Below are 19,102 nucleotides of genomic sequence, written 5' to 3' on the forward strand. Positions count from 1 at the left end.
TGATCCCAGAGGAGTCACGCCATGCCAGAGCGCTCCACCGTCGGGCAGTACCTGATAGACCGGCTCCACCAGCTGGGTCTTGACCACCTGTTCGCCATCGCGGGCGACTACTCCATCGAATGGCTCAACCGGTACGTCGCTCCGAGCGGCGTCGAGCTGATCGAGGAGGTCAACGAGGTCAACGCCGGCTATGCGGCGGACGGTTACGCACGCCTCAAGGGCATCGGCGCCCTGTGCGTCACCTACTCCGCCGGAGCGCTGTGCGCCGTCAACGCCGTCGCCGGCGCCTATGTCGAGAGGGTGCCGCTGGTACTCATCAACGGCACACCGAGCGTCAAGAAGACCATCGTCTTCGAGCAGACCGGCTTCAGCGCGCACCACTTCATCTCCGGCCGCGCAACGGACATGCAGTGCTTCGAGCACATCACGGCCGTGTGCATCCGCATCGACAGCCCGGACCTCGCCCCCGGCCTGATCGACCACGCCCTGACCACCTGCATCAGCGAGCGCCGCCCGGTCTACATCGAGCTGCTCCAGGACATGATCGACCTCGAATGCGAGCCCCCCAAGGGCACGCTCAAACCGGCCAGGCCCCTGTCGGACCGGGACAGCCTGAAGCAGTCGGTCGAACGGATCCGCGCCCGGCTCGAAGCCGCTGAGAACCCGCTCGTCTGGGTGGGCCCCGAGGTCGACCGGTACGGGCTGCAGGACAAGACATCGCGCCTCATCCAGCAGCTGAACATCCCCTTCGTCACGGAACTCCTCAGCAAGGCCGTCCTGTCCGAGGACGATCTGCTGTTCGCCGGAGTGCTCGATGGCCAGGCCTCGTCCGAGACCGTCCTGGAGCTCGCCGCCACCTCGGACTTCGTCCTCGCCCTCGGCGTATGGCTGACGGACATCAACTCCCTCGGCTGGGAACCGGACTACGACAGGACCGCCTTCGCCTCGTTCGACGCGGTCAAGCTCGGCACCTTCTTCGGCGGCCACGTCGCCCTCGAGCACCTCCTTGACGGCATCCTCGCGGAGAAGATCACGCCCAAGTCCCGGAAACTCCCCGAGCGCCCCGCCCGCAGCGCGCCCGCCGTGAGCGACTCCGAGATCATCACCTACCAGGGGTTCTACGAATACATTCAGCGGTACATCGACCGGAACACCGTGATCAGTGCCGACGCGAGCATGAACTACTTCGGCAGCCTGCTGCTCGACGTGCCCGCCGCGGGAAGCTTCGTCGTCCAGTCGTCGTACTCCTCGATCGGCTACAGCGCACCGGCCGCGACGGGAATCTGCCTGGCGAAGAAGCCGAACCAGAGGGTGATGGTGTTCCAGGGCGACGGCGGCTTCCAGATGACCGCCCAATGCCTCTCGACACAGACCAGGTTCAATCTCGATCCCATCATCTTCGTCATCGACAACGGCGTGTACGCCGTCGAGCAGTGGCTCGCCGATGCGGGGGTCTTCCACTCCGGCGACGCCTTCTACAAGCCGTGCGTCCTGCACCGGTGGAACTACAGCCGGCTGTCCGAGGTGTTCGGCTGCAAGGGATGGGAGGTCGGCACGTACAGGGAGCTGAAGGAAGCGGTGGCGGGCGCTCTGCAGAATTCGGGCAGCCCGTCCATCATCCAGATCCGGGTGCCCGACAAGTCCATTCCGGACAACGCCTTGTGGAAGACCGATTAGCAGAGGGCCGGGCGGCTTCCGCCCCGGCCGAAGGGAGGAACCGGCGATGACCGGACGACCCGAACTGCCCGCGCAACCCGTTGTGTACGAGGTCAACACCCGTGTATGGCTGCGCGAATCCGTGAAGACGGCGACCCTCGCCGACGTCCCCGCCGACCTGTGGGACGAGATCACCCCACCCGGCACGGACGCCGTCTGGCTGATGGGTGTGTGGGAGCGCAGCCCGGCGGGGCGCGCCATCGCCCTGGCCGACCCGTCCCTGCGCACCGCCTTCGAGAGTGCGCTGCCGGGCGCCAGTGAGCAGGACATCGCTGGCTCCCCGTACTGCATCCGGAACTACACCGTCGACGAGGCACTCGGCGGTCCGGAGGGCCTTGCCGTGGCCCGGAGCGAACTGGCCGCGCGAGGGGTGGGGCTGCTCCTCGACTACGTGCCCAACCACGTTGCCCCGGACGGCCCCTGGGCGACCGAGCACCCCGAGTACTTCGTCCAGGGTGACGCCGAGGATGCGCGCCGCGACCCGGCAGGCTTCCTGGACACCGGGAAGGCCGTCCTGGCCCGTGGCCGCGACCCCTACTTCCCGCCCTGGCCCGACGTCGTCCAGCTCAACGCCTTCGCTCCCGAGCTGCGCCGCGCCACCGCCGGCACCCTCACCGAGATCGGCCGGCAGTGCGACGGCGTCCGCTGCGACATGGCGATGCTGCTGATGAACGACGTCTTCACCCGCACCTGGGGCAGCCGCGTGGGACCGGTCCCCGACACCGACTTCTGGCCCGAGGTCATCGAGGCGGTGCACCGCACCCACCCCCGCATGATCTTCGCGGCCGAGGCGTACTGGGACCTCGAATGGCCCCTCCAGCAGCAGGGGTTCGACTTCTGCTACGACAAGCGCCTCTACGACCGGATCCTGCACGAGAACGCCGCCTCGGTCCGCGCCCATCTGGGGGCCGACGAGGGCTACCAGCGCCGCCTCCTCCGCTTCCTGGAGAACCACGACGAACCGCGTGCCGCCCTCACCCTCGCACCCGACAAGGAACGTGCCGCCGCCGTACTGGTGGCCACCCTGCCCGGCGCGACCCTCTGGCACGAGGGCCAGTTCACCGGGCGCCGGGTGCATCTGCCGGTCTTCCTCGACCGGCGTCCCGACGAGGCCCCGGACCTGGCGCTCCGCACTTTCCACGAGCGTCTCCTCGCCGCCGTCCACGGCAGCGGCATGCGGTCCGGCAGCTGGCAGTTGCTGGCGGCGCACGGCTGGAGCGACAACGACAGCGCCGACGGACTCATCGCCTCCAGCTTGACGGGCCCGGCCGGCCGCTTCCTGACCGTGGTCAACCTCTCCGGCCGCCAGGCACAGGCCCGCATACCGCTGAACTGGCCCGAACTCGGCGCGGGTTCATGGGCGTTGACCGGGCTGATGGACGACAGCCACTACGAGCGCTCGGGCGCCGACCTGCTGGGGAGCGGCCTGTACGTGGACCTGCCGCCATGGGGGAATCACCTGCTCTCCGTCGCCGCGGCGTGATCAGCGCGCGGCCGGGGACGGCGGGATTTTCGCGCACGGTCGGGCCAAGTGGTTGAGTGGCGGCCAATTCCGCGTGAGGGTGTGGCCTGTGGTGAAGGAAGGGATGACCTGCCATGGCCGCCACACCCCAACCCCCGTTGCCCGCCGACCACTTCGTCGGCCTGCTGTGACCGTGCGGATGCCCGAAATTCAACTGCCCGGCTGACCTGGCCTTGTGGTCAAGGCCAGGCAGGGCGAGGCCCTGGGGCACGGAGTTACTCGTACTCCGGCACCAGCTCGCCGTCCTCCGCCGTCAAGTCGCCCGGCCACAACCCTCATGGGCAGATCGGGCATTGATCGCGCCACTGGCCCGGCTGCTGCCCAAAGACCTTCGAGGGCACCTGTTCAACACCCCGGGCATGCTGCTGCGCCGGCACTCCGACTCGGTGCGTGCGACCGAGCCCGAGCCTCACGTGCTGCGCTTGGTCGCGGGTGTACGGGCGGAGGATCGGCATCCCTCCTGCAAATTCGGTCACGGGGCACACGCCGTCCAGGCCACCGTGTCGAACAGCTGGTCCTCGGTCCAGAAAGCACCGAGCAAAACGGGACACCTCCTTCGTTTCGAAGCGGTTATACGGCAGCCGAAACAGAGAGTGGCATGTGGGTCGTCGTGCACCCATTCCCGCAGGAATATTCAAAAGCGAATACGCTAAGAGCTTGTGGGTGCCCGAAACTCGGCCGCTCTGTGCGACCTGCGTGTATTCGTGAATGACACCGCCGAGTAGATCACGGCGGATGACTTCGGATGCGAAGACGGCGTCGAAGGCGTCGGTGAACTTGGCGTCTCTGTCCCGGCTCAGGAACTGCACTCGGTCGATGCGGTCGTCCAGGGCCATGAGGAGGCAGCGCGCCTGCTGGACTGCCCAGCGTCCGGTTGGGTGGGTGGTGACGCCCAGGAGGTGTACCCGGCGGGTGGGGATGTCCATGGCCGCCATGCAGTACAGGCACCGGAGCAGCACGGTGTCCACGTGGAAGAAATCCACCGCGAGGTTCCCGGAAGCTTGATTGCGCAGGAATGTGGCCCAGGAGGGGCCCGAGCGTCGCGGTGCCGGGTCGATCCCGGCTCGCTTGCTGCAGGACGTTGCGCGTGAACTGCCGGGCGACATAGCAGCAGTCGGTGGTGGCAGGAATGCTCCGGGCAGCGAAGGGGGTGCTGCCGAGCCCAGCATCGACGGCAAGGTTCGGACACGCGCCTCTGTTCCTTGGAGAGCCCTTGGCCACCACGAGGGCCCCTCCGTATTCTGACCAGTCGTCAATTCCCTTGGAGGGAAAATTGACTGAGCACAATATCGTCCACGGAGGTAGGCGAACGCACCGGCGTACGAAATGCCTTTACCTCGCACCTATGATGAACGCCCTTCGCAGACTGAAGACCATTTCTGACCAATCTGGATCGGCTCCGATCGCCACTGCCCAATAGATGGTCGCCACTCGTTCTGCGCCCCATTGTGAAAACCCAGAGAACGCGCTCCGGCTCACCACGACTCCAGCTCGCACGCCCGTCCATGGCTGTCTTGATCAGCCGCTGGCCCCCGGCACTGGACACTGCCTGTGCCCCGCGCGACGGGCGCACAGGCCGCCTGTCCCTGCTGCTCGAGGTACCGCTGGCCTGACTACTGGCTCGCGTCGACTTCCCCGGCACGGCCCTGGCCCTGCCGCCATGGGGTGGGCCCCGAACGGCGACCGAGGTGGTGCGCCACGGCCCCTTCGCCACTCTGAACCGCCACTCGGTGATCCGGCCGGACGGCAGCAGAGGCGGCACGTATGAGCACATCACCGGGGCACCCGTTTGAGCGGTCCGTAGGCCCGTTACGTTCTCGTTTACCGATCTTGGCAAGCCTCTTCGTGGCGTCGGCCGTACCGAGAGAGGGACCGGCGCGAAGCGTGGTCGTCTTGGACGAGATCGGCGTACAGCAAATGGTCCGGGGAGACGGCGAACCGTGTTGGCCTCGGCGCCTTGGCCGGAGCCCGACTTCGCGTTGCCGGCCTCCAAGCCGCCCAGGGCCCGAGTCGCCCTCCGGCTTCGAGCCACCGTCCCAGGGCGAGGAAGATGAGGACGAGGATCCCTTGGCGGAAGAGTCCGTCCCGGCGTCACAGGCCGGTCCGCCACGGCATCCCGTGCGGCCACCAGCAGCCCTGCGAGGGCTCTGAGCTCTGCTTGCGTCCGCCGAGTACAGACGTGGCGCGGTGCATCGCGGCTCCTTGGCTCCTGCGTCTGCGACCACAGCGGTACCCAAAGGGCTGCCGTCACCCACCCAAAGGAATCCTTGGAATGTAAGGCATGGGTGAGTACATACCTTCGGTTTGACGGTTTATTGACGCAGTGACTCTTGCTTTCGTCCGTTTCGGGCTTCTATGTTCGATATGTACCTACTCGACGCAGTTCGCAGGAAAGGTCGAACTAAGATGTCGAACTCACGAGTTATCCGCACGGTGCTGGTCTCCTCGGTCCTGGGCCTTGGCGCAGTCACCGGGCTGGCCTCGGCAGCCGTAGCCGCCCCCGCCCCCGCAGGCAGCGCGCCCAGCCAGCCCGCCACCTCCGCCTCCGCCTCCGCCGGGCCCTCTTCGTCCAACGGCAGCCAGGACATGCACCTGAGTGACGGCAGCGTCGCTCACGTCACCGACCTCGGCGGCGGCAAGTGGAAGGCGCAGGTCACCCGCAACGGCCACACCGTCGCCAACCTCGACTCCACGCACTCCAGCTCCCGCCTGCACGGCTACACCTACGCCCTCAATCAGGCCAACGGCTTCGTCGGCGTCACCGAACCCTCCGGCTGGCACAGCGAATCCGACGCCCCTCGCCCCGTCATCCACCACAAGACCACCCCGGTCCACCACGACTTCGGCACTCCGGTCCACCACAAGAGCACGCCGGTCAACCGCACCCACCGCCAGGACCAGCAGCGCCCGCAGCGCGTCCTGCACGAGCAGCGCAGCAACCAGGCCCAGGCACCCTCCGCCCAGCGCACCGCCAAGCCCGCCGGCGTCGCCACCCGCGACCTCACGCTGCCGGGAGGTGCCATCGCCCACATCACCGAGCTGCGCTCGGGCCAGTGGGAAGCCTCGATCACCCTGCACAACGTGCAGATAGTTCAGCTCAACACCACCCACCCCACCGCCCACACCCACGGCTACACCTACACCCTCAACACCCACAACGGGACCGTCACCGCCCGCAAGTAGAAGCCGCCCCCTGCAAGGCCCCTGGCCGGTGGGGCCCGTCCCACCCGGGCGGACCCCACCGGCCAGGGGCTCTGGTTTGAGAGAGCTCACGGCTTCTCTCCAAGCGTTGGCCGATCCGTTCCTGGCGAGAGCCCTCTCCCCAAATCGCCCGCGCACCCCAGTGTTTACGCGTGACCGTGCCTCGCCACCCGCACCAGAGCCGGCAGTCATCGCTCTGAAGCCGCCTGCCCATCCCCCCGAGTCCGCCAGACGAGTGCGGGTGTGTGCGCCGTACGAGGGATGTGCGGCGTGGTGCCGGTAGCGACACGCCGCAGGGCGGGAGGGGTGTTGGTAGTAGCGCGGTCGACGCCAGCACCCCATTCCGGAGCATGAGGCTTCGGGGACCGCGTTCGTACTGGAGGTACACATGCGTTCCATCCGAGTGCTGACCGGTCTGGCTGTCGCGGGCGCCGCGCTGGCGATAACCGCCCCCAACGCCGCTGCCGTATCAGCCGATTGCCAGAAGGCACTGGACGACGCGGAGATCACCCAGAAGAACGCAGACACCGTTCAAGCCGACCCGAGCACGACCCCGGAAGAGAAGAAGGCCGCCGAGGACGAAGCCAACCAGGCCGCTTCCACCGCGCAGCGCTTCTGCGACTCCACCGACCCGGCCGTCAAGGGCCACATGAAGACCGGTTCGGGCGGGACCCAGGCCAGCACCGATCCCACCGAACTGGCCGCCGGCGCGGCCGTCCTGGCCGCCGGCGCCGTCGGCGCCCTGTACATCGCGCGCCGTAAGACCGCCGGGCAGCGCTGACCTCCCGCACCCCTCGTCACCCGGCCCCGCCGAGCAGCCACACCCGCCCGGCGGGGCCGCGGCATCCCCCTCGACCTGGCAAGGACGGAAGCCCTCGTGTCCTACCCCTACTCCTCGCCGACCCGCTCCACACGGCGCACATGGTCCTGGCTCCTGGCCGGCGTCGTCACGGCAGGCTCGCTCTACTGGATCACTGACAGCCAAGAGACAGCCCTTCCGCCCAAGCCCACCGCAGGGCAGGCCAAGCTCTGGTCCGACCCCGCTGCCTCCATAGCACCGGTGATCTCCTCCCTGCCCGAGGCGGCACCTGTCCGCGTCGAGATCCCCAGCATCGGCGTGGACGTCCCTCTCACCGGGCTGGCCAGGAACGAGGACGGCGGACTCAACGCGCCCCCGCCCGATGACGCCAAACTGGCCGGCTGGGACGCCGCGGGGATCCCACCCGGCAGCACCGGCACCGCCGTGATAGCCGCGCACGTCGACACCTCCAAAGGACCAGCCGCCTTCTACGGCCTGGGGTCCCTGAAGAAGGGCGCCAAGATCAAGGTGCCCCGCGAAGACGGCCTCACCGCCCACTTCGTCATTGACGGCGTCGAAGAATACGCGAAAGACGACTTCCCCAGCAGCAAGGTCTACGGGCAGCGGACACGCCCCGAGCTCCGCCTGATCACCTGCGGCGGATCCTTCAGCCAGACCGACGGTTACTCAGGAAACGTCGTCGTCTATGCCCACCTCACCGGCGCCAGCTAATGTCATCGGCCTGCTGCTCAGCAGACCCGGATGACTGCCACCGTTGCGTGTCGTGGCGTGCCCGGCGCGACCTCCACCACGAGACCTCGGCCGGCTATGCGGGTGGTGACCCGAGGGGCTGGAGGGTCGGGATGCGGATCGGGGTGATGAACGCGCCGCGTTCGGGTCCTGAGCCGACGACGGAGAAGCAGGCCCGGTCGTCGTAGGTGAGGTTGCCGTTTTCCTGGTCGGCGTGGAGGAGCGCCAGTGTGGACGGTGAGACGGTGTTGCCCAGTTGTCGTACGTTGCTCGGGGCTTGTTCCGCTGTCAGTCCGGTGCGTTGGATGAACTCCTCGACCAGGAGTGGGTTCGCCTGGTGGGTGTAGACCCGGTGCACCTCTTTGAGGTATCCGGGGCGTGCGGCCTCCAGCATCTGGTGGTTGAGCATCATGCCGCCGCTGTAGTAGTGGGCGATCTCGGGCGCGTTCATTCCGAAGCACGCCATTTCCGCCGAGCCCGGTGCGCCTGTGGGGTGTTCGGTGCCGCCGCCCAGGTAGTGGATCAGTGGGTCGTCTACTCCGGGTTCATCGCCGAAGGTCTGGCTGTCGCGGGAATACAGCACCACGCCGTCGATGTCCTCGTCACGCTCGAGAACCATCGCCGCCGCGGCGTCGGAGAACAGCGCCGGCGCTGCCCACAGGTTCTTCCCGTACGGATGGACGGCGTTGTCCTGATAGGCGGGGAGCATCACGCCATCCTCGTCGAAGGACATCTGGCTGGGGACGCTGTAGGCGATGACCAGGGCCCGCTCGGTGGCCAGCTGGGCAACCAGGGCGGCGGCCCGTGCCAGGCCCGCACAGCCCGCGCCGAGTTGCAGGGGCAGAACATGCTCTGCGATGCCCAGCATGCGCATCAGGGTGAAGGCGTCCTGGTCAAGGAGGGTCTGATACGGGTTGCAGGTGACCACCACGACGGCGGTGATGTCGCGGGCATCGAGGTGCGCACTGGAGAGGGCGGCCCGGGCGGTCTCGGCGACTGTCTCGGGGGTGGCGAACTGCTCCGGTCCCCAACTCTTGCCCTCGACACCGAGGAGGCGGGTGATGAAGGGGCCGTCGAGTGCACTGCCGGGCTTGCGGCGGTCGGGGACCTGGGCGAGCTTGGCCCAGGCGTCCATGGTGATCACCGGCCCCAGTGTGGTGTGGGCGCCGGTGAGCGCGTAGGGGAACGGGCGGGGGGCTGTGAGCATCAGTGCGGCGCTTTCGGTCGACGGCAGCCTGCTGCCGGAAGGGGCAATGATGTGCAGGGTGAGGGCACTTCGGGATCAGGAGGGAGCCTGTGCGGACACCCTCTGGAAGCTGTGAAAGTGCCGGGTTCGTTCACCGGCGGCGAGGAGCGGGGCAAAGAGGTCGTGCTCGAGGTCGAGGCCCTGTGCGAGCGGGCCTTCCAAGGACGCGTCGATCGCCTGCTTCGCCGCCGCCACAGCCGGAGCGGGATGCGCGGTATAGCGAGCCACCCACCGCATGACCGCAGTGTGAAGGTCGGCGGCGGGCACGACTTCATCGGCCAGCCCGATCCAGGCGGCCTCCTCCGCATCGACCTGCCGCCCCGAGAAGACGATGTCCTTGGCCCGGGAAGCCCCGATCAGGCGCGGCAGCCGCTGGGTGCCTCCCGCGCCGGGAATCAGCCCGAGTGGGGTTTCGGGCAGCCCGAACCGGGCGGTTGGCGTACAGATCCGGAAGTCGGAGGCCAGCGCCAGCTCACACCCGCCGCCCAGCGCGTACCCCTGCACCGCGGCGACCACCGGCAGGGGCATGGCGGCGACCTCCCGGGTCAGACGGCTGATCCGGGCCGCGTACTGGGCCACCTCCTCGCCCCTCAACGTGGCCATCTCTTTGACATCTCCGCCAGCAGAGAAGTGCCCGTGCAAGCCGGTGAACACCACGGCCCGGATACCAGCGTGAGCACCCACCTCGCGCAGGGACCGCTCGGCGGCGAGTTGGAGGCGGGTGTCGAAGAGGTTGAGCGGCGGCCGGTCCAGGTACAGCCACGCCACATCCTTCTCGATCTCCAGCCGCACCGTCACCGCAGCCCTCCGTTCACCTCGAGCACATGCCCGTTGATGTAGGAGGCGGCCGGGCTGACCAGGAACACTGCCGCGTCCACCGCCTCCTGCGGGGTGCCCGCGCGCCCGGCCAGCATCCGCGGCCAGTACAGCTGCCGCAGCCGTTCGTCCGCCCCGACGATCTCGCCCATGCCCACGCTCAGGATGCCGGGCGACAGACAGTTGACCCGGATCCGGCGCGACGCGAACTCGACCGCACAGCAGCGGGTGAAAGCCTCGATCGCGGCCTTGGACGTGGCGTACGCGCTCGCCCCGGGCACCGCCCGGGAGGCCATCGCGGAGGAAACCGTGAGAATGCTGCCACCGGCCGCCTCAAGGTGTGGCAGCGCCGCCTGGACCGTGTGGAAGACACCGTCCACGTTGGTGCTCATCACCTCACGCCAGTCGCTGGCACTGAGCCTGGAGACACCACCATTGCGAGTGATACCGGCATTGGCCACCACGATGTCGATACCTCCGAAACGCTCGGAGGACTCATCCATCAGGCGGCGCAGCGAATCAGGGTCACGCACATCGGCAGGAACGAACGCGGCCCGGTCCTCACGGCCCGCGACCAGATCGGCGACCTCGCGCGCCCCGCGCGCCCCGCACACGACCCGCGCCCCAGCGGCAAGGAAACCTTCCGCCAGGTGTCGGCCCAGCCCTGCGGTACCCCCCGTTACGACGGCGGTCATCCCCCGCAGAACCTGCGGCCGCTCTGCCAGTAGGTCCGGACGGACAACCGGCTGATCACTCACTGTCACTGCAAGGCTCCTGTTCACCAATGCCGATAACCCGTTCCCGGCACCCGGAACATAGCCCGGCCAAGAGCCTCCCCATGGAGCCGGAACGGGCGCATCGTCAATGATCAGGGCAATACCGTCGGACTCACGACACCCATTTCAGCGACCCCATCTACCGCTGCAAGTTGACCTCTTGCCCTTCGGCCATTCATCTCCCGCGGAGGACCCGGTACGTCAAAACACCACGCGGGCACTACTCCCCGTCACCGAGCGCGGTACTGCCCCAGGAGAGGCAACGGTACAAACCACCAGGTGCCCCTCCCCGGCCGAGCCGAGCGGCAGCCTGGCTGGGGAGGCGACTTCCGCTGGTACATCGTGCGTGAGGGCGCGGGACTCGCAGCACGCACGGCGGCTGAGCTCGCGCATCGCGGCGGTCTGTCGTTCCACCGCCTGCACTATGTCAGGGTCCGTCTGCGGGGCGGGTGGGGCGGACTGGTGCGCGGCGAGCGCCTGGTGGAAGCCGGGCGCACGCATGTCGCGGACCGCTTGGGCGCCGATCGCGTCGTGTGTCGCGGCAACGATGCGGGCGCTGAGCAGCCGGAGTTGCGTGGCGAACGCGGGCGAGTCCGGGCGAAGGCCAAGCCACCCGGACTCCGAGTGGAAGGCGACGGCGACGTGCGCGGGCAGATTCAGGGAGGCGGCAGCCTCGATGGCTGGCCGTTGGTTCAGGATGCTGCCGTCAGCGGCCGGGGTGTACAAGGGCCGGTCGGCCATCGGACCTTAAATAAGGGCGGCGAATCCGGTCGGCTCGCGCCGGGCGCGCAGCGTGGCCACGCTGCCGGTACGCCGCTTCGCCTTCCGCGTCCCGCCCGTCGCCGCGAACCCTGGTGACCTCGCAGGCCCGCATACGTGAGGCCATGGAGGATCTGACCGCCACGACGACGAACTCGCCTGACGGACCGGACGAGTTGTCCGGCGCGAGGAGCAGCCCTCGCCGCGGGGTCGTCGAGCGATCGCTGGCCTGATGATGAACGCCCGTCGACATGCCCGGGGCTACGAACACCTCGTCCACCATTCGGAGTTCCTCATCACCTGGGCGGCGATGACTCTCATGACCCGCCGCCTTTGCGCGGACAGAAGAGAACCTGACCGACAGCTTGAGCATTGCCGTCTGATCACAACATCTGGCGGCCGGCCGGATCGCCACCCGGGTCGTCGGCCAGGACGATCGACGTCCTGATGCGCTTCCCGACCGGCTCGCGGTGCACCTCGAAGCTTTGGCAGACCGCCATCACGATCTCCAGCCCGTGCTGACCTACTCGGCCGGGATCCGGGGCCAGGAGCAGCGGCAGCGTCGTACTGCTGTCCCACACGGTCATCTCGAAGACTCCGTCGCTGACACCCAACGTCAGCAGGCACGGCCCGGGAGCGTACTTGCGGGCGTTGGTCACCAGCTCGCTCACCACCAACTGCCCCATGTCCAGCACCCGCCTCGACACCGGAAGCCCGTGCACGTTCTGCAACGAGACAAGGAAGTCCCGGGCCATGTCACGGGCAGCCCCGATCTCCTCACTGCCCTCGAAGGCAGCGGAAACCGATAGTGGACCCTCCGCGAACAGGTGCTGGCCTTCGTCCCGCTCAGCCAGATCCATGCAGTCCGCCTCCTGACGAAGCGCGGTTGTTTGCCAACCGTATGCCCCCGCTGAGCCACCACACCCCCCGCACATTTGAGCGATGAACGGACAGCGAAACCGGGAATGGGGAAGCGCCGGTGCAGGCCGTGGTGCATGCCCAGGATGCGGTCGTGAAGAACACGAAGGCGTTCAGGGAGGCGGTGGCACAGACCCTAGCTGAGCTGGCCCGTCGCGGTGTGACCATCGGGCCCCCGCCATCGAGGAGACCACCGAGAGCGGCATGCGCGAAGTGGCCGACCAGCTGGGCATCAAGTCTCCTCGGCCTGGGAGCACTTCGACGCAGCCGCGTTCGCCGAGCGCTTGGCGAAGGGGCTGCGCGAGTTCGAGCAGAGCAGCGAGGTGAAAGCTGTGGGGCAAGCCCCATGCCGCCGGTGAACAATCCTGAACTGGCCCTCATTCTCACGGGTGTGCCCGACTCGATCGCCCAGAGCGACGGCGACCCGTACGGCGTCATCGTCAATGTCGCCGTCAACGCGTGGATGGCCGGTCATATGACGGCAGCCGCGGCCCCTCCAGCCACGACTGGGAAACCCGGATGAGCGCCATCTGCGAGTTGCAGCCGGACAGCGCCAAGTGGTTCGACCGCGACCAGTGGACAACCGCTCTCCGCAAAAGCGGCTTCACCGTCACCCGCCTGTGAGCGGACACGGTGGCGAATGGAACTGAACCGCCTCCGCACACCCCTGCGAGCAGGGATGCCTGGCCCGCCCAAAATCCGCGCAAGCCTAGGGTGATGTTCTGCCCCACTGCCCCAGGCATGGGCAGGCGCCCATACAGCTGGCCACCATGAGCCCTTCCTCGTCTCTCCCGCAGGGCACTTCCCGCAGCCCCGCAAGAGGCTGGGAGGGGGGGCTCCCTGCGGGATGCACGAGGGGGAAGCCGTCCCGCAGGGCGCCTGCGAGCCGCACCCGAGACCGATGGGAGCTCAGCCTCCGGCCACGGCCGTCCCCACGCCGCGGGGACGACGGAGCCTGCGGCAAGGGTACGTTCGTTTGGACTGGCAGCAATTGCTCACACCGGAGATGCGCCGAAGCTTCTGTGAGCTGATCAACTGGCCTAGTTCTGGGCTCTAGCCACGCTTCCGTGACGGCTAAGCTCGATCAGAACTCCTACCCGCCCTTCTGAGCATCACAGATGCCGCACGGACCGTGGCGGTCTGGGACTCGACTGCAGCACGTGGCGTCGCTGGGGGTGTTGGGGCGGGCGCTGTCGTCCGCCGCCGTCGGACTGCCTGAGTCGGCGGACCCGTTCCGCGTCGAGCTGACAGCACCTGACGGACGGACCTGGGTGTGGGGCCCCGAGGCTGCCGCGCAACGGGTACGGGGCGGCGCAATCGACTTCTGCCTGTGTGTCACCCGGCGTCGCCCCTGGTCCGAGACCAACATGACGGCGAACGGCGAGGACGCTCAGAAGTGACTGGAGGTGGCACGCGTCTTCCTCTGAAAGCATGTCTGGGGCCTCGATCTGCAACTCGATCTGCAACTCGATCAGGATCCGCTGCCAGGATCCGTCAGCCGACCAGCGCCGATGGCGCTCGTAGACGGTCTGCCACGGCTCATACCGCTCCGGCAGATCCGGCCACGGCACGCCCGTGGCGCCCCTGAGCAGCACGCCGTTGATCACCCGGCGGTGATCCGCCCACTGCCCACCCGAGCCACCGTTCACCGGCAGCAACGATGCAACCTTCTGCCACTGCGCGTCAGTCAGTTCATGGCGTCGCACCATACGACGCGCATGCCCAACACCCATGCTGGTCCACCCTCCCCAGCAAGAGCCATCAGAGACGACCTAGTGGCAAGACCTTCCGGAGCGCCGCGGACCTCACCATTCTGGACTCCGGCGCCGCGGTCACCTCAGCGGTCAACGACGCGGGCCGCACCGGCAACCCGCATTTCGGAATCCGCGGACAACGTCACGGGGGTCTATACGGTCAACGCCTTTGCCCAGGCCCCCAACGACACCTGGAAGTTGAAGCTGCAGGACAGGACCGCGCAGGACACAGGCTGCATCAGCAGCTGAAAGGTGACCCACCCGTAAGCCTCACCCTGGGCAGCCTGGGCAGCGCCCTCGCCGAGGCGCATCGCCGCCGCGGTCGATCAACTCAGCGGCGTGGAGAGCGCGTTGCTGACGCCGCCCGCGTTCATGATTTGTTCGCATTGCGTATGTCGACCATCGCTCAACGGGCCATATCCGGCCAACATCCAGCCAAAATGCTGACATGTACCTGGTTGGAATGACACTCTTCCCCGCAACACGCTGCACGTACAGCAACATGCTGCACGCCCGCATCGCGTCATTTTCTGCTCCGGGCGGCCCTCCATGCCTCCCGGGCCCCCACAGATGGAGCCCGCGTGACCTCTGATATATCCCGTAAGCGTTCGATGCTCGCGATCGCCACCGCCGTTGCCGCCGGAGCGCTGCTCACCACCGGACTGAGCACCGGCGCCTCCGCCCAGCCGGGCAAGGACGACGCGCCGTCCGGCTCTCCCGCCGCCCTCTCGGTGTCGGCCCGCGCGGACCTCCTTCAGGACGCGAGCGCCGAGAGATCGGCGACCGCCGAGCGGATCGGCCTCGGCGCGAAGGAGAAGCTCGTCGTCCGCGACGTCGTCAAGGACGCCGACGGCACCACGCACACCCGCTACGAGCGCACCTACGACGGCCTGCCCGTCCTCGGCGGCGACCTCGTCGTGCACACCACCAAGAGCGGCGAACTGAAGGGCGTCACCAAGGCGACCGAGGCCACAGTCAAGGTCACCTCCACCGACGCGAAGCTGGGCAGATCCTCCGTCGCCAAGTCCGCCGAGTCGACCGCCGCGAAGGCGAAGACCGCGCGGGCCGACGCGCAGGCTCCGCGCAAGGTGATCTGGGCCGCCTCCGGCAAGCCCGTCCTCGCGTACGAGACGGTTGTCACCGGTGTGCAGAAGGACGGCACGCCCAGCAGGCTCCACGTCATCACGGACGCCGCGAGCGGGAAGAAGCTGTACCAGCACCAGGCCATCGAGAACGGCACGGGCAACAGCCAGTACAGCGGCAAGGTCACGGTCGGCTCCAAGAAGGGCACGAGCGGCTACGAGCTGACCGACAAGGCCCGAGGCAGCCACCGCACCTTCGACCTGAAGCACGCGGAGAGCGGCGCCGGCAAGCTGTTCAAGGATGCCAACGACATCTGGGGCAACGGCAAGCCCACGAGCGCGCAGACCGCCGCCGTCGACGCCGCCTACGGCGCCCAGCTCACCTGGGACTACTACAAGTCGGTACACGGCCGCAAGGGCATCAACGGTGACGGCAAGGGCGCGACCTCGCGGGTCCACTTCAGCAACAACTACGTCAATGCCTTCTGGGACGACAGCTGCTTCTGCATGACGTACGGCGATGGCGAGGGCAACAAGAAGCCCCTCACCTCGATCGACGTGGCAGCCCACGAGATGACGCACGGCGTCACCTCGGCCACCGGCAACATGGAGTACAACGGCGAGTCCGGTGGCCTGAACGAGGCCACCTCGGACATCTTCGCCACTGCCGTGGAGTTCAAGGCCAAGAACCCCAAGGACGTCGGCGACTACCTCATCGGCGAGAAGATCGACATCAACGGCGACGGTACTCCGCTGCGCTACATGGACAAGCCGAGCAAGGACGGCGCCTCCCTGGACAAGTGGAACGCCAACGCCGGCAACGTCGACGTCCACTACTCCTCCGGCATCGCCAACCACTTCTTCTACCTGCTGTCCGAGGGCAGCGGCAAGAAGCGGATCAACGGCGTCGAGTACAACTCACCGACTGCCGACGGCTCCAAGGTGCTGGGCATTGGACGCGGCAAGGCCGAAAAGGTCTGGTTCAAGGCCCTGACGACGTACTTCACGTCGACCACCGACTACAAGGCGGCCCGCAAGGGCACGCTGCGCGCCGCGAAGGACCTGTACGGCGCAAATTCCACCGAGTACAAGCGCGTGGCCGCTGCCTGGACCGGCGTCAACGTCAAGTAACCCCCGGTCAGTCACTTAAGGGGCGGCATCCGAAACGGACGCCGCCCCTGTCGCATTCACCGCATCAGCACCCTCGCCTGCTTTCCCGTGCCCTCGCAAGGTGCCGCCACGAGCCTCAACTCGGCTCCGTCGGCCAGGAGTCGGTGCGCCGGGAAGGATCCGTACCGTGTACCCGAACGACTCCGTCCGGTCCGGTGCGAGCGGACGCCCCGCTCAACCCCGGCCCGCTGCCGGGGAGATCCGGATGCGCCCCCACCTGGGCTGGCTCCACGCCCAGGCCGACCGCTCCCGCGGCCTCTTCTCCCCCGCCATCGCTCGGGCCCGGAGTCGGACGCCATCACCGTGGTAGGCACGCGCGGCATGGACAAGGACGACCCACCGCCTCCAAAGGAAAAGGACGGACCAGAGCCGACAACCTCTAGAGCTCAAGCACCGCGGCGACGGAGCCCACGCCAAGAGCCTCAACGACCGAGCCATGCCATGCCCTATCGCCCCGGCCGATGCCATGCGGCCCGGTCTGGGGGCCGAGTGGCCCATGGCGGAAGAGGGGGGATGGGAAGAGATTGGAGTCGGCAGGGTCGCGCTCCAGGAAGAGGCAGGGCCATGAACGCTTTTCCCATTTCCACCATGCTGCGGGCGTTGCCGGTCGAGCACCGGGAGCGGCTGATGGGCCTCGCCCGCGAGGTGTCGTTCCCGCAGGGCACCCGCCTCTTCAAGGAGGGTGGGCGCGCCGACCGGTTCTGGATCATCCGTACCGGCACGATCGCCCTCGACATGCACGTGGCCGGTCGCCGAGCAGCCGTCATCGAGGCACTCGGGCACAACGAACTCGTGGGCTGGTCCTGGCTGTTCGGACCGCACGCCTGGTGTCTGGGCGCCGAGACGACGAGTCCGGTGCGCGCGTACGAGTTCGACGCCGAGGCGGTACGGGTCATGAGCCGGGCCGATCCCGTGCTGGGAATGGCGGTGACCCAGTGGGTGGGAGACATCGTCGCCCGCCGACTGCGGTCGACACGGACCCGCTTGCTGGACGTGTATGCGCCCTACGGCAGCGGCAACTCGCGCTGATCCGACCACGACGGAAACGTCGGAATCGACCAAGGAGCCACCGTGCACGGCAGCCCGCACATCGTGACCGACGTGATGACCCGCACCGTCGCCTCCATCGGTCGCCGGGCCGACTTCAAGGAGATCGTGCAGCTGATGGAAGAGTGGAATGTCAGTGCCCTTCCCGTTCTGGAGGGCGCGGGCCGGGTGGTCGGCGTCGTCTCCGAGGCCGACCTGCTGTACAAGGAGGAGTTCCGCGACGCCGACCCCGCTGACTCCACACAGCTGCGGCGGTTCTCCGATCTCGCCAAGGCCGGCGCCGTCACCGCCGAGGAACTGATGACATCGCCGGCCCTGACCGTCCACGCGAACGCGACCCTCGCGCAAGCCGCCCGCATCATGGCGCGCGCCAAGGTCAAGCGGCTCCCCGTCGTCGACGACACCGGCAGGCTGGAAGGGGTTGTCAGCCGCGGTGATCTCCTGAAGGTGTTCCTGCGGGACGACGAAGAAGTCGCCGAGGAGGTCCGCAGGGAAGTCGTGTCATATCTGTTCCCTGCGTTGTTCCCGCCTGTCCGTGTACGGGTGAAGGACGGGGTCGTCACACTCGCCGGGCGCGTCAGGGACACCTCTCTGGTACCCGTGGCCGCACGCCTGGTGCGGGCCATCGAGGGCGTGGTGGATGTGCGGTGCGAGCTCGCAGGACCGGCTCGCCGCCCGGAGCAATGACCAGCAGCCGCATCCGACGATCATCGGCGGATTGGACCGCTCGGCCCTGGTGCGTCCGCTCCGCGAGGGCGACGATGGTCATCACAGTCGGCATGTGATCCGTAGTCCACCATCGAACGAGGGGACGTCATGGCCGGGGCTCGTACCTTCACGGAAGAGAACCCGATCCGGGTCTTCCTGCTCGATGACCACGAGGTCGTACGACGCGGTCTCACCGACCTGCTGGACTCCGAGCCCGACATCTCGGTGGTCGGCGACGCGGACGGCGCCGAGCACGCGCTGGTGCGCGCACCGGCCCTGCGCCCGGACGTCGCCGTCCTCGACGTACGCCTGCCGGACGGTGACGGGATCAGTGTCTGCCGCGAGCTGCGCAGCCTGATGCCGGAGCTGGCCTGTCTGATGCTGACGTCGTTCGACGACGAAGAGGCCCTCCTCGACGCGATCATGGCCGGGGCGGCGGGCTATGTGCTCAAGCAGATCAAGGGCTCCGACCTGGTCTCGGCGGTCCGCACGGTCGCCTCAGGACAGTCGATGCTTGACCCCACGACGACTGCCCGTCTGATGCGCTCCCTGCGCGCGGGCCCCGCCGAAGGACCGGCACTCGCACCTGAGCTCGCCGGCCTGTCACCCCGCGAGCGGGACATCCTCACGCTCATCGGAGACGGGCTCACCAACCGCGAGATCGGCAAGAAGCTCTACCTGTCCGAGAAGACGGTGAAGAACCACATCTCCCGGCTGCTGGCCAAGCTCGGCGTCCAACGCCGCGTCCAGGCAGCGGTCCTGGCCAGCCATCTCGAACGGCCCGACTCCACCGGCCGTCCGACGCGATGAGCCCGTCCTGCCCCGCCTCGTCGTCCGG

The 19,102-nt window shown here is 67.9% G+C and carries 17 protein-coding genes and 2 pseudogenes; 12 read left to right on the plus strand and 7 right to left on the minus strand.

Features of this window, described 5'->3' with window-relative positions:
* Positions 1–21 precede the first annotated feature (21 nt).
* Together AB0E78_RS30765 and AB0E78_RS30770 are read left to right on the plus strand one after the other, a co-directional pair.
* Positions 22–1,677, plus strand: coding sequence for a thiamine pyrophosphate-dependent enzyme (locus tag AB0E78_RS30765; protein ID WP_361839282.1), 1,656 nt, complete (start codon positions 22–24; stop codon positions 1,675–1,677).
* A gap of 46 nt (positions 1,678–1,723) precedes the next feature.
* Positions 1,724–3,199, plus strand: coding sequence for an alpha-amylase (locus AB0E78_RS30770; RefSeq protein ID WP_361839285.1), 1,476 nt, complete (start codon positions 1,724–1,726; stop codon positions 3,197–3,199).
* A 314-nt stretch (positions 3,200–3,513) separates the two neighbouring features.
* Here AB0E78_RS30770 and AB0E78_RS30775 read toward each other — a convergent pair whose 3' ends face one another.
* Positions 3,514–4,206, minus strand: coding sequence for a hypothetical protein (locus tag AB0E78_RS30775; RefSeq protein ID WP_361839287.1), 693 nt, complete (start codon positions 4,204–4,206; stop codon positions 3,514–3,516).
* A 1,438-nt stretch (positions 4,207–5,644) separates the two neighbouring features.
* On the opposite strand from AB0E78_RS30775, the gene AB0E78_RS30780 reads away from it, so the two are divergent.
* From AB0E78_RS30780 to AB0E78_RS30790, 3 genes are all read left to right on the plus strand, one after another.
* Positions 5,645–6,421, plus strand: a complete 777-nt coding sequence (locus tag AB0E78_RS30780) for a hypothetical protein (RefSeq protein ID WP_361839290.1) — start codon at positions 5,645–5,647, stop codon at positions 6,419–6,421.
* A 406-nt stretch (positions 6,422–6,827) separates the two neighbouring features.
* The gene (locus tag AB0E78_RS30785; protein WP_361839293.1) at positions 6,828–7,220 is read left to right on the plus strand and encodes a hypothetical protein; all 393 of its coding nucleotides are present in this window, start codon (positions 6,828–6,830) and stop codon (positions 7,218–7,220) included.
* Between the two features lie 96 nt (positions 7,221–7,316).
* Entirely contained in the window at positions 7,317–7,970 is a 654-nt protein-coding gene (locus AB0E78_RS30790; RefSeq protein ID WP_361839296.1) for a class F sortase, read from the plus strand.
* A gap of 94 nt (positions 7,971–8,064) precedes the next feature.
* Here the strand turns inward: AB0E78_RS30790 and AB0E78_RS30795 are convergent, their stop codons facing one another.
* The 4 genes from AB0E78_RS30795 to AB0E78_RS30810 all read right to left on the minus strand — a co-directional run bounded on the left by AB0E78_RS30795 (position 8,065) and on the right by AB0E78_RS30810 (position 11,567).
* Positions 8,065–9,195, minus strand: coding sequence for a 3-oxoacyl-[acyl-carrier-protein] synthase III C-terminal domain-containing protein (locus AB0E78_RS30795; protein WP_361839298.1), 1,131 nt, complete (start codon positions 9,193–9,195; stop codon positions 8,065–8,067).
* A gap of 75 nt (positions 9,196–9,270) precedes the next feature.
* Entirely contained in the window at positions 9,271–10,032 is a 762-nt protein-coding gene (locus AB0E78_RS30800) for an enoyl-CoA hydratase/isomerase family protein (RefSeq protein ID WP_361839301.1), read from the minus strand.
* Entirely contained in the window at positions 10,029–10,808 is a 780-nt protein-coding gene (locus AB0E78_RS30805; RefSeq protein WP_361839304.1) for an SDR family oxidoreductase, read from the minus strand. The genes AB0E78_RS30800 and AB0E78_RS30805 overlap by 4 nt, the downstream gene beginning before the upstream one ends.
* 219 nt (positions 10,809–11,027) lie before the next feature.
* Positions 11,028–11,567 carry a hypothetical protein gene (locus AB0E78_RS30810; RefSeq protein WP_361839307.1) on the minus strand — a complete coding sequence of 180 codons (540 nt, stop codon included), beginning with the start codon at positions 11,565–11,567 and terminating at the stop codon, positions 11,028–11,030.
* 215 nt (positions 11,568–11,782) lie between these two features.
* Between AB0E78_RS30810 and AB0E78_RS30815 the strand changes: the two are divergent.
* A pseudogene (locus tag AB0E78_RS30815) lies at positions 11,783–11,919 on the plus strand (IS5/IS1182 family transposase); the annotation flags it as partial.
* 49 nt (positions 11,920–11,968) lie between these two features.
* On the opposite strand, the gene AB0E78_RS30820 reads toward AB0E78_RS30815, so the two are convergent.
* Entirely contained in the window at positions 11,969–12,445 is a 477-nt protein-coding gene (locus tag AB0E78_RS30820) for an ATP-binding protein (RefSeq protein WP_361839310.1), read from the minus strand.
* A 413-nt stretch (positions 12,446–12,858) separates the two neighbouring features.
* Here AB0E78_RS30820 and AB0E78_RS30825 point away from each other — a divergent pair, with 413 nt between their 5' ends.
* Together AB0E78_RS30825 and AB0E78_RS30830 are read left to right on the plus strand one after the other, a co-directional pair.
* Entirely contained in the window at positions 12,859–13,026 is a 168-nt protein-coding gene (locus tag AB0E78_RS30825; protein WP_361839312.1) for a hypothetical protein, read from the plus strand.
* A 637-nt stretch (positions 13,027–13,663) separates the two neighbouring features.
* A complete protein-coding gene (locus AB0E78_RS30830; RefSeq protein ID WP_361839314.1) occupies positions 13,664–13,903 on the plus strand; it encodes a hypothetical protein in 240 nt (79 codons plus the stop codon).
* 57 nt (positions 13,904–13,960) lie between these two features.
* On the opposite strand, the pseudogene AB0E78_RS30835 reads toward AB0E78_RS30830, so the two are convergent.
* A pseudogene (locus AB0E78_RS30835) lies at positions 13,961–14,212 on the minus strand (transposase); the annotation flags it as partial.
* Between the two features lie 626 nt (positions 14,213–14,838).
* On the opposite strand from AB0E78_RS30835, the gene AB0E78_RS30840 reads away from it, so the two are divergent.
* From AB0E78_RS30840 to AB0E78_RS30855, 4 genes are all read left to right on the plus strand, one after another.
* Positions 14,839–16,470 (plus strand): M4 family metallopeptidase, encoded by a 1,632-nt coding sequence (locus tag AB0E78_RS30840; RefSeq protein ID WP_361839317.1) that lies wholly within the window; start codon positions 14,839–14,841, stop codon positions 16,468–16,470.
* 603 nt (positions 16,471–17,073) lie between these two features.
* A complete protein-coding gene (locus AB0E78_RS30845; RefSeq protein ID WP_361839319.1) occupies positions 17,074–17,538 on the plus strand; it encodes a cyclic nucleotide-binding domain-containing protein in 465 nt (154 codons plus the stop codon).
* Between the two features lie 42 nt (positions 17,539–17,580).
* Complete coding sequence (locus tag AB0E78_RS30850) at positions 17,581–18,243, plus strand: CBS domain-containing protein (protein ID WP_361839322.1); 663 nt, start codon at positions 17,581–17,583, stop codon at positions 18,241–18,243.
* A gap of 129 nt (positions 18,244–18,372) precedes the next feature.
* Positions 18,373–19,074, plus strand: a complete 702-nt coding sequence (locus tag AB0E78_RS30855) for a response regulator transcription factor (RefSeq protein WP_361042274.1) — start codon at positions 18,373–18,375, stop codon at positions 19,072–19,074.
* Positions 19,075–19,102 lie beyond the last annotated feature (28 nt).

It is taken from the genome of Streptomyces sp. NPDC032198 (assembly GCF_040636975.1).
In the GTDB taxonomy this organism is placed as follows: Bacteria; Actinomycetota; Actinomycetes; order Streptomycetales; family Streptomycetaceae; genus Streptomyces.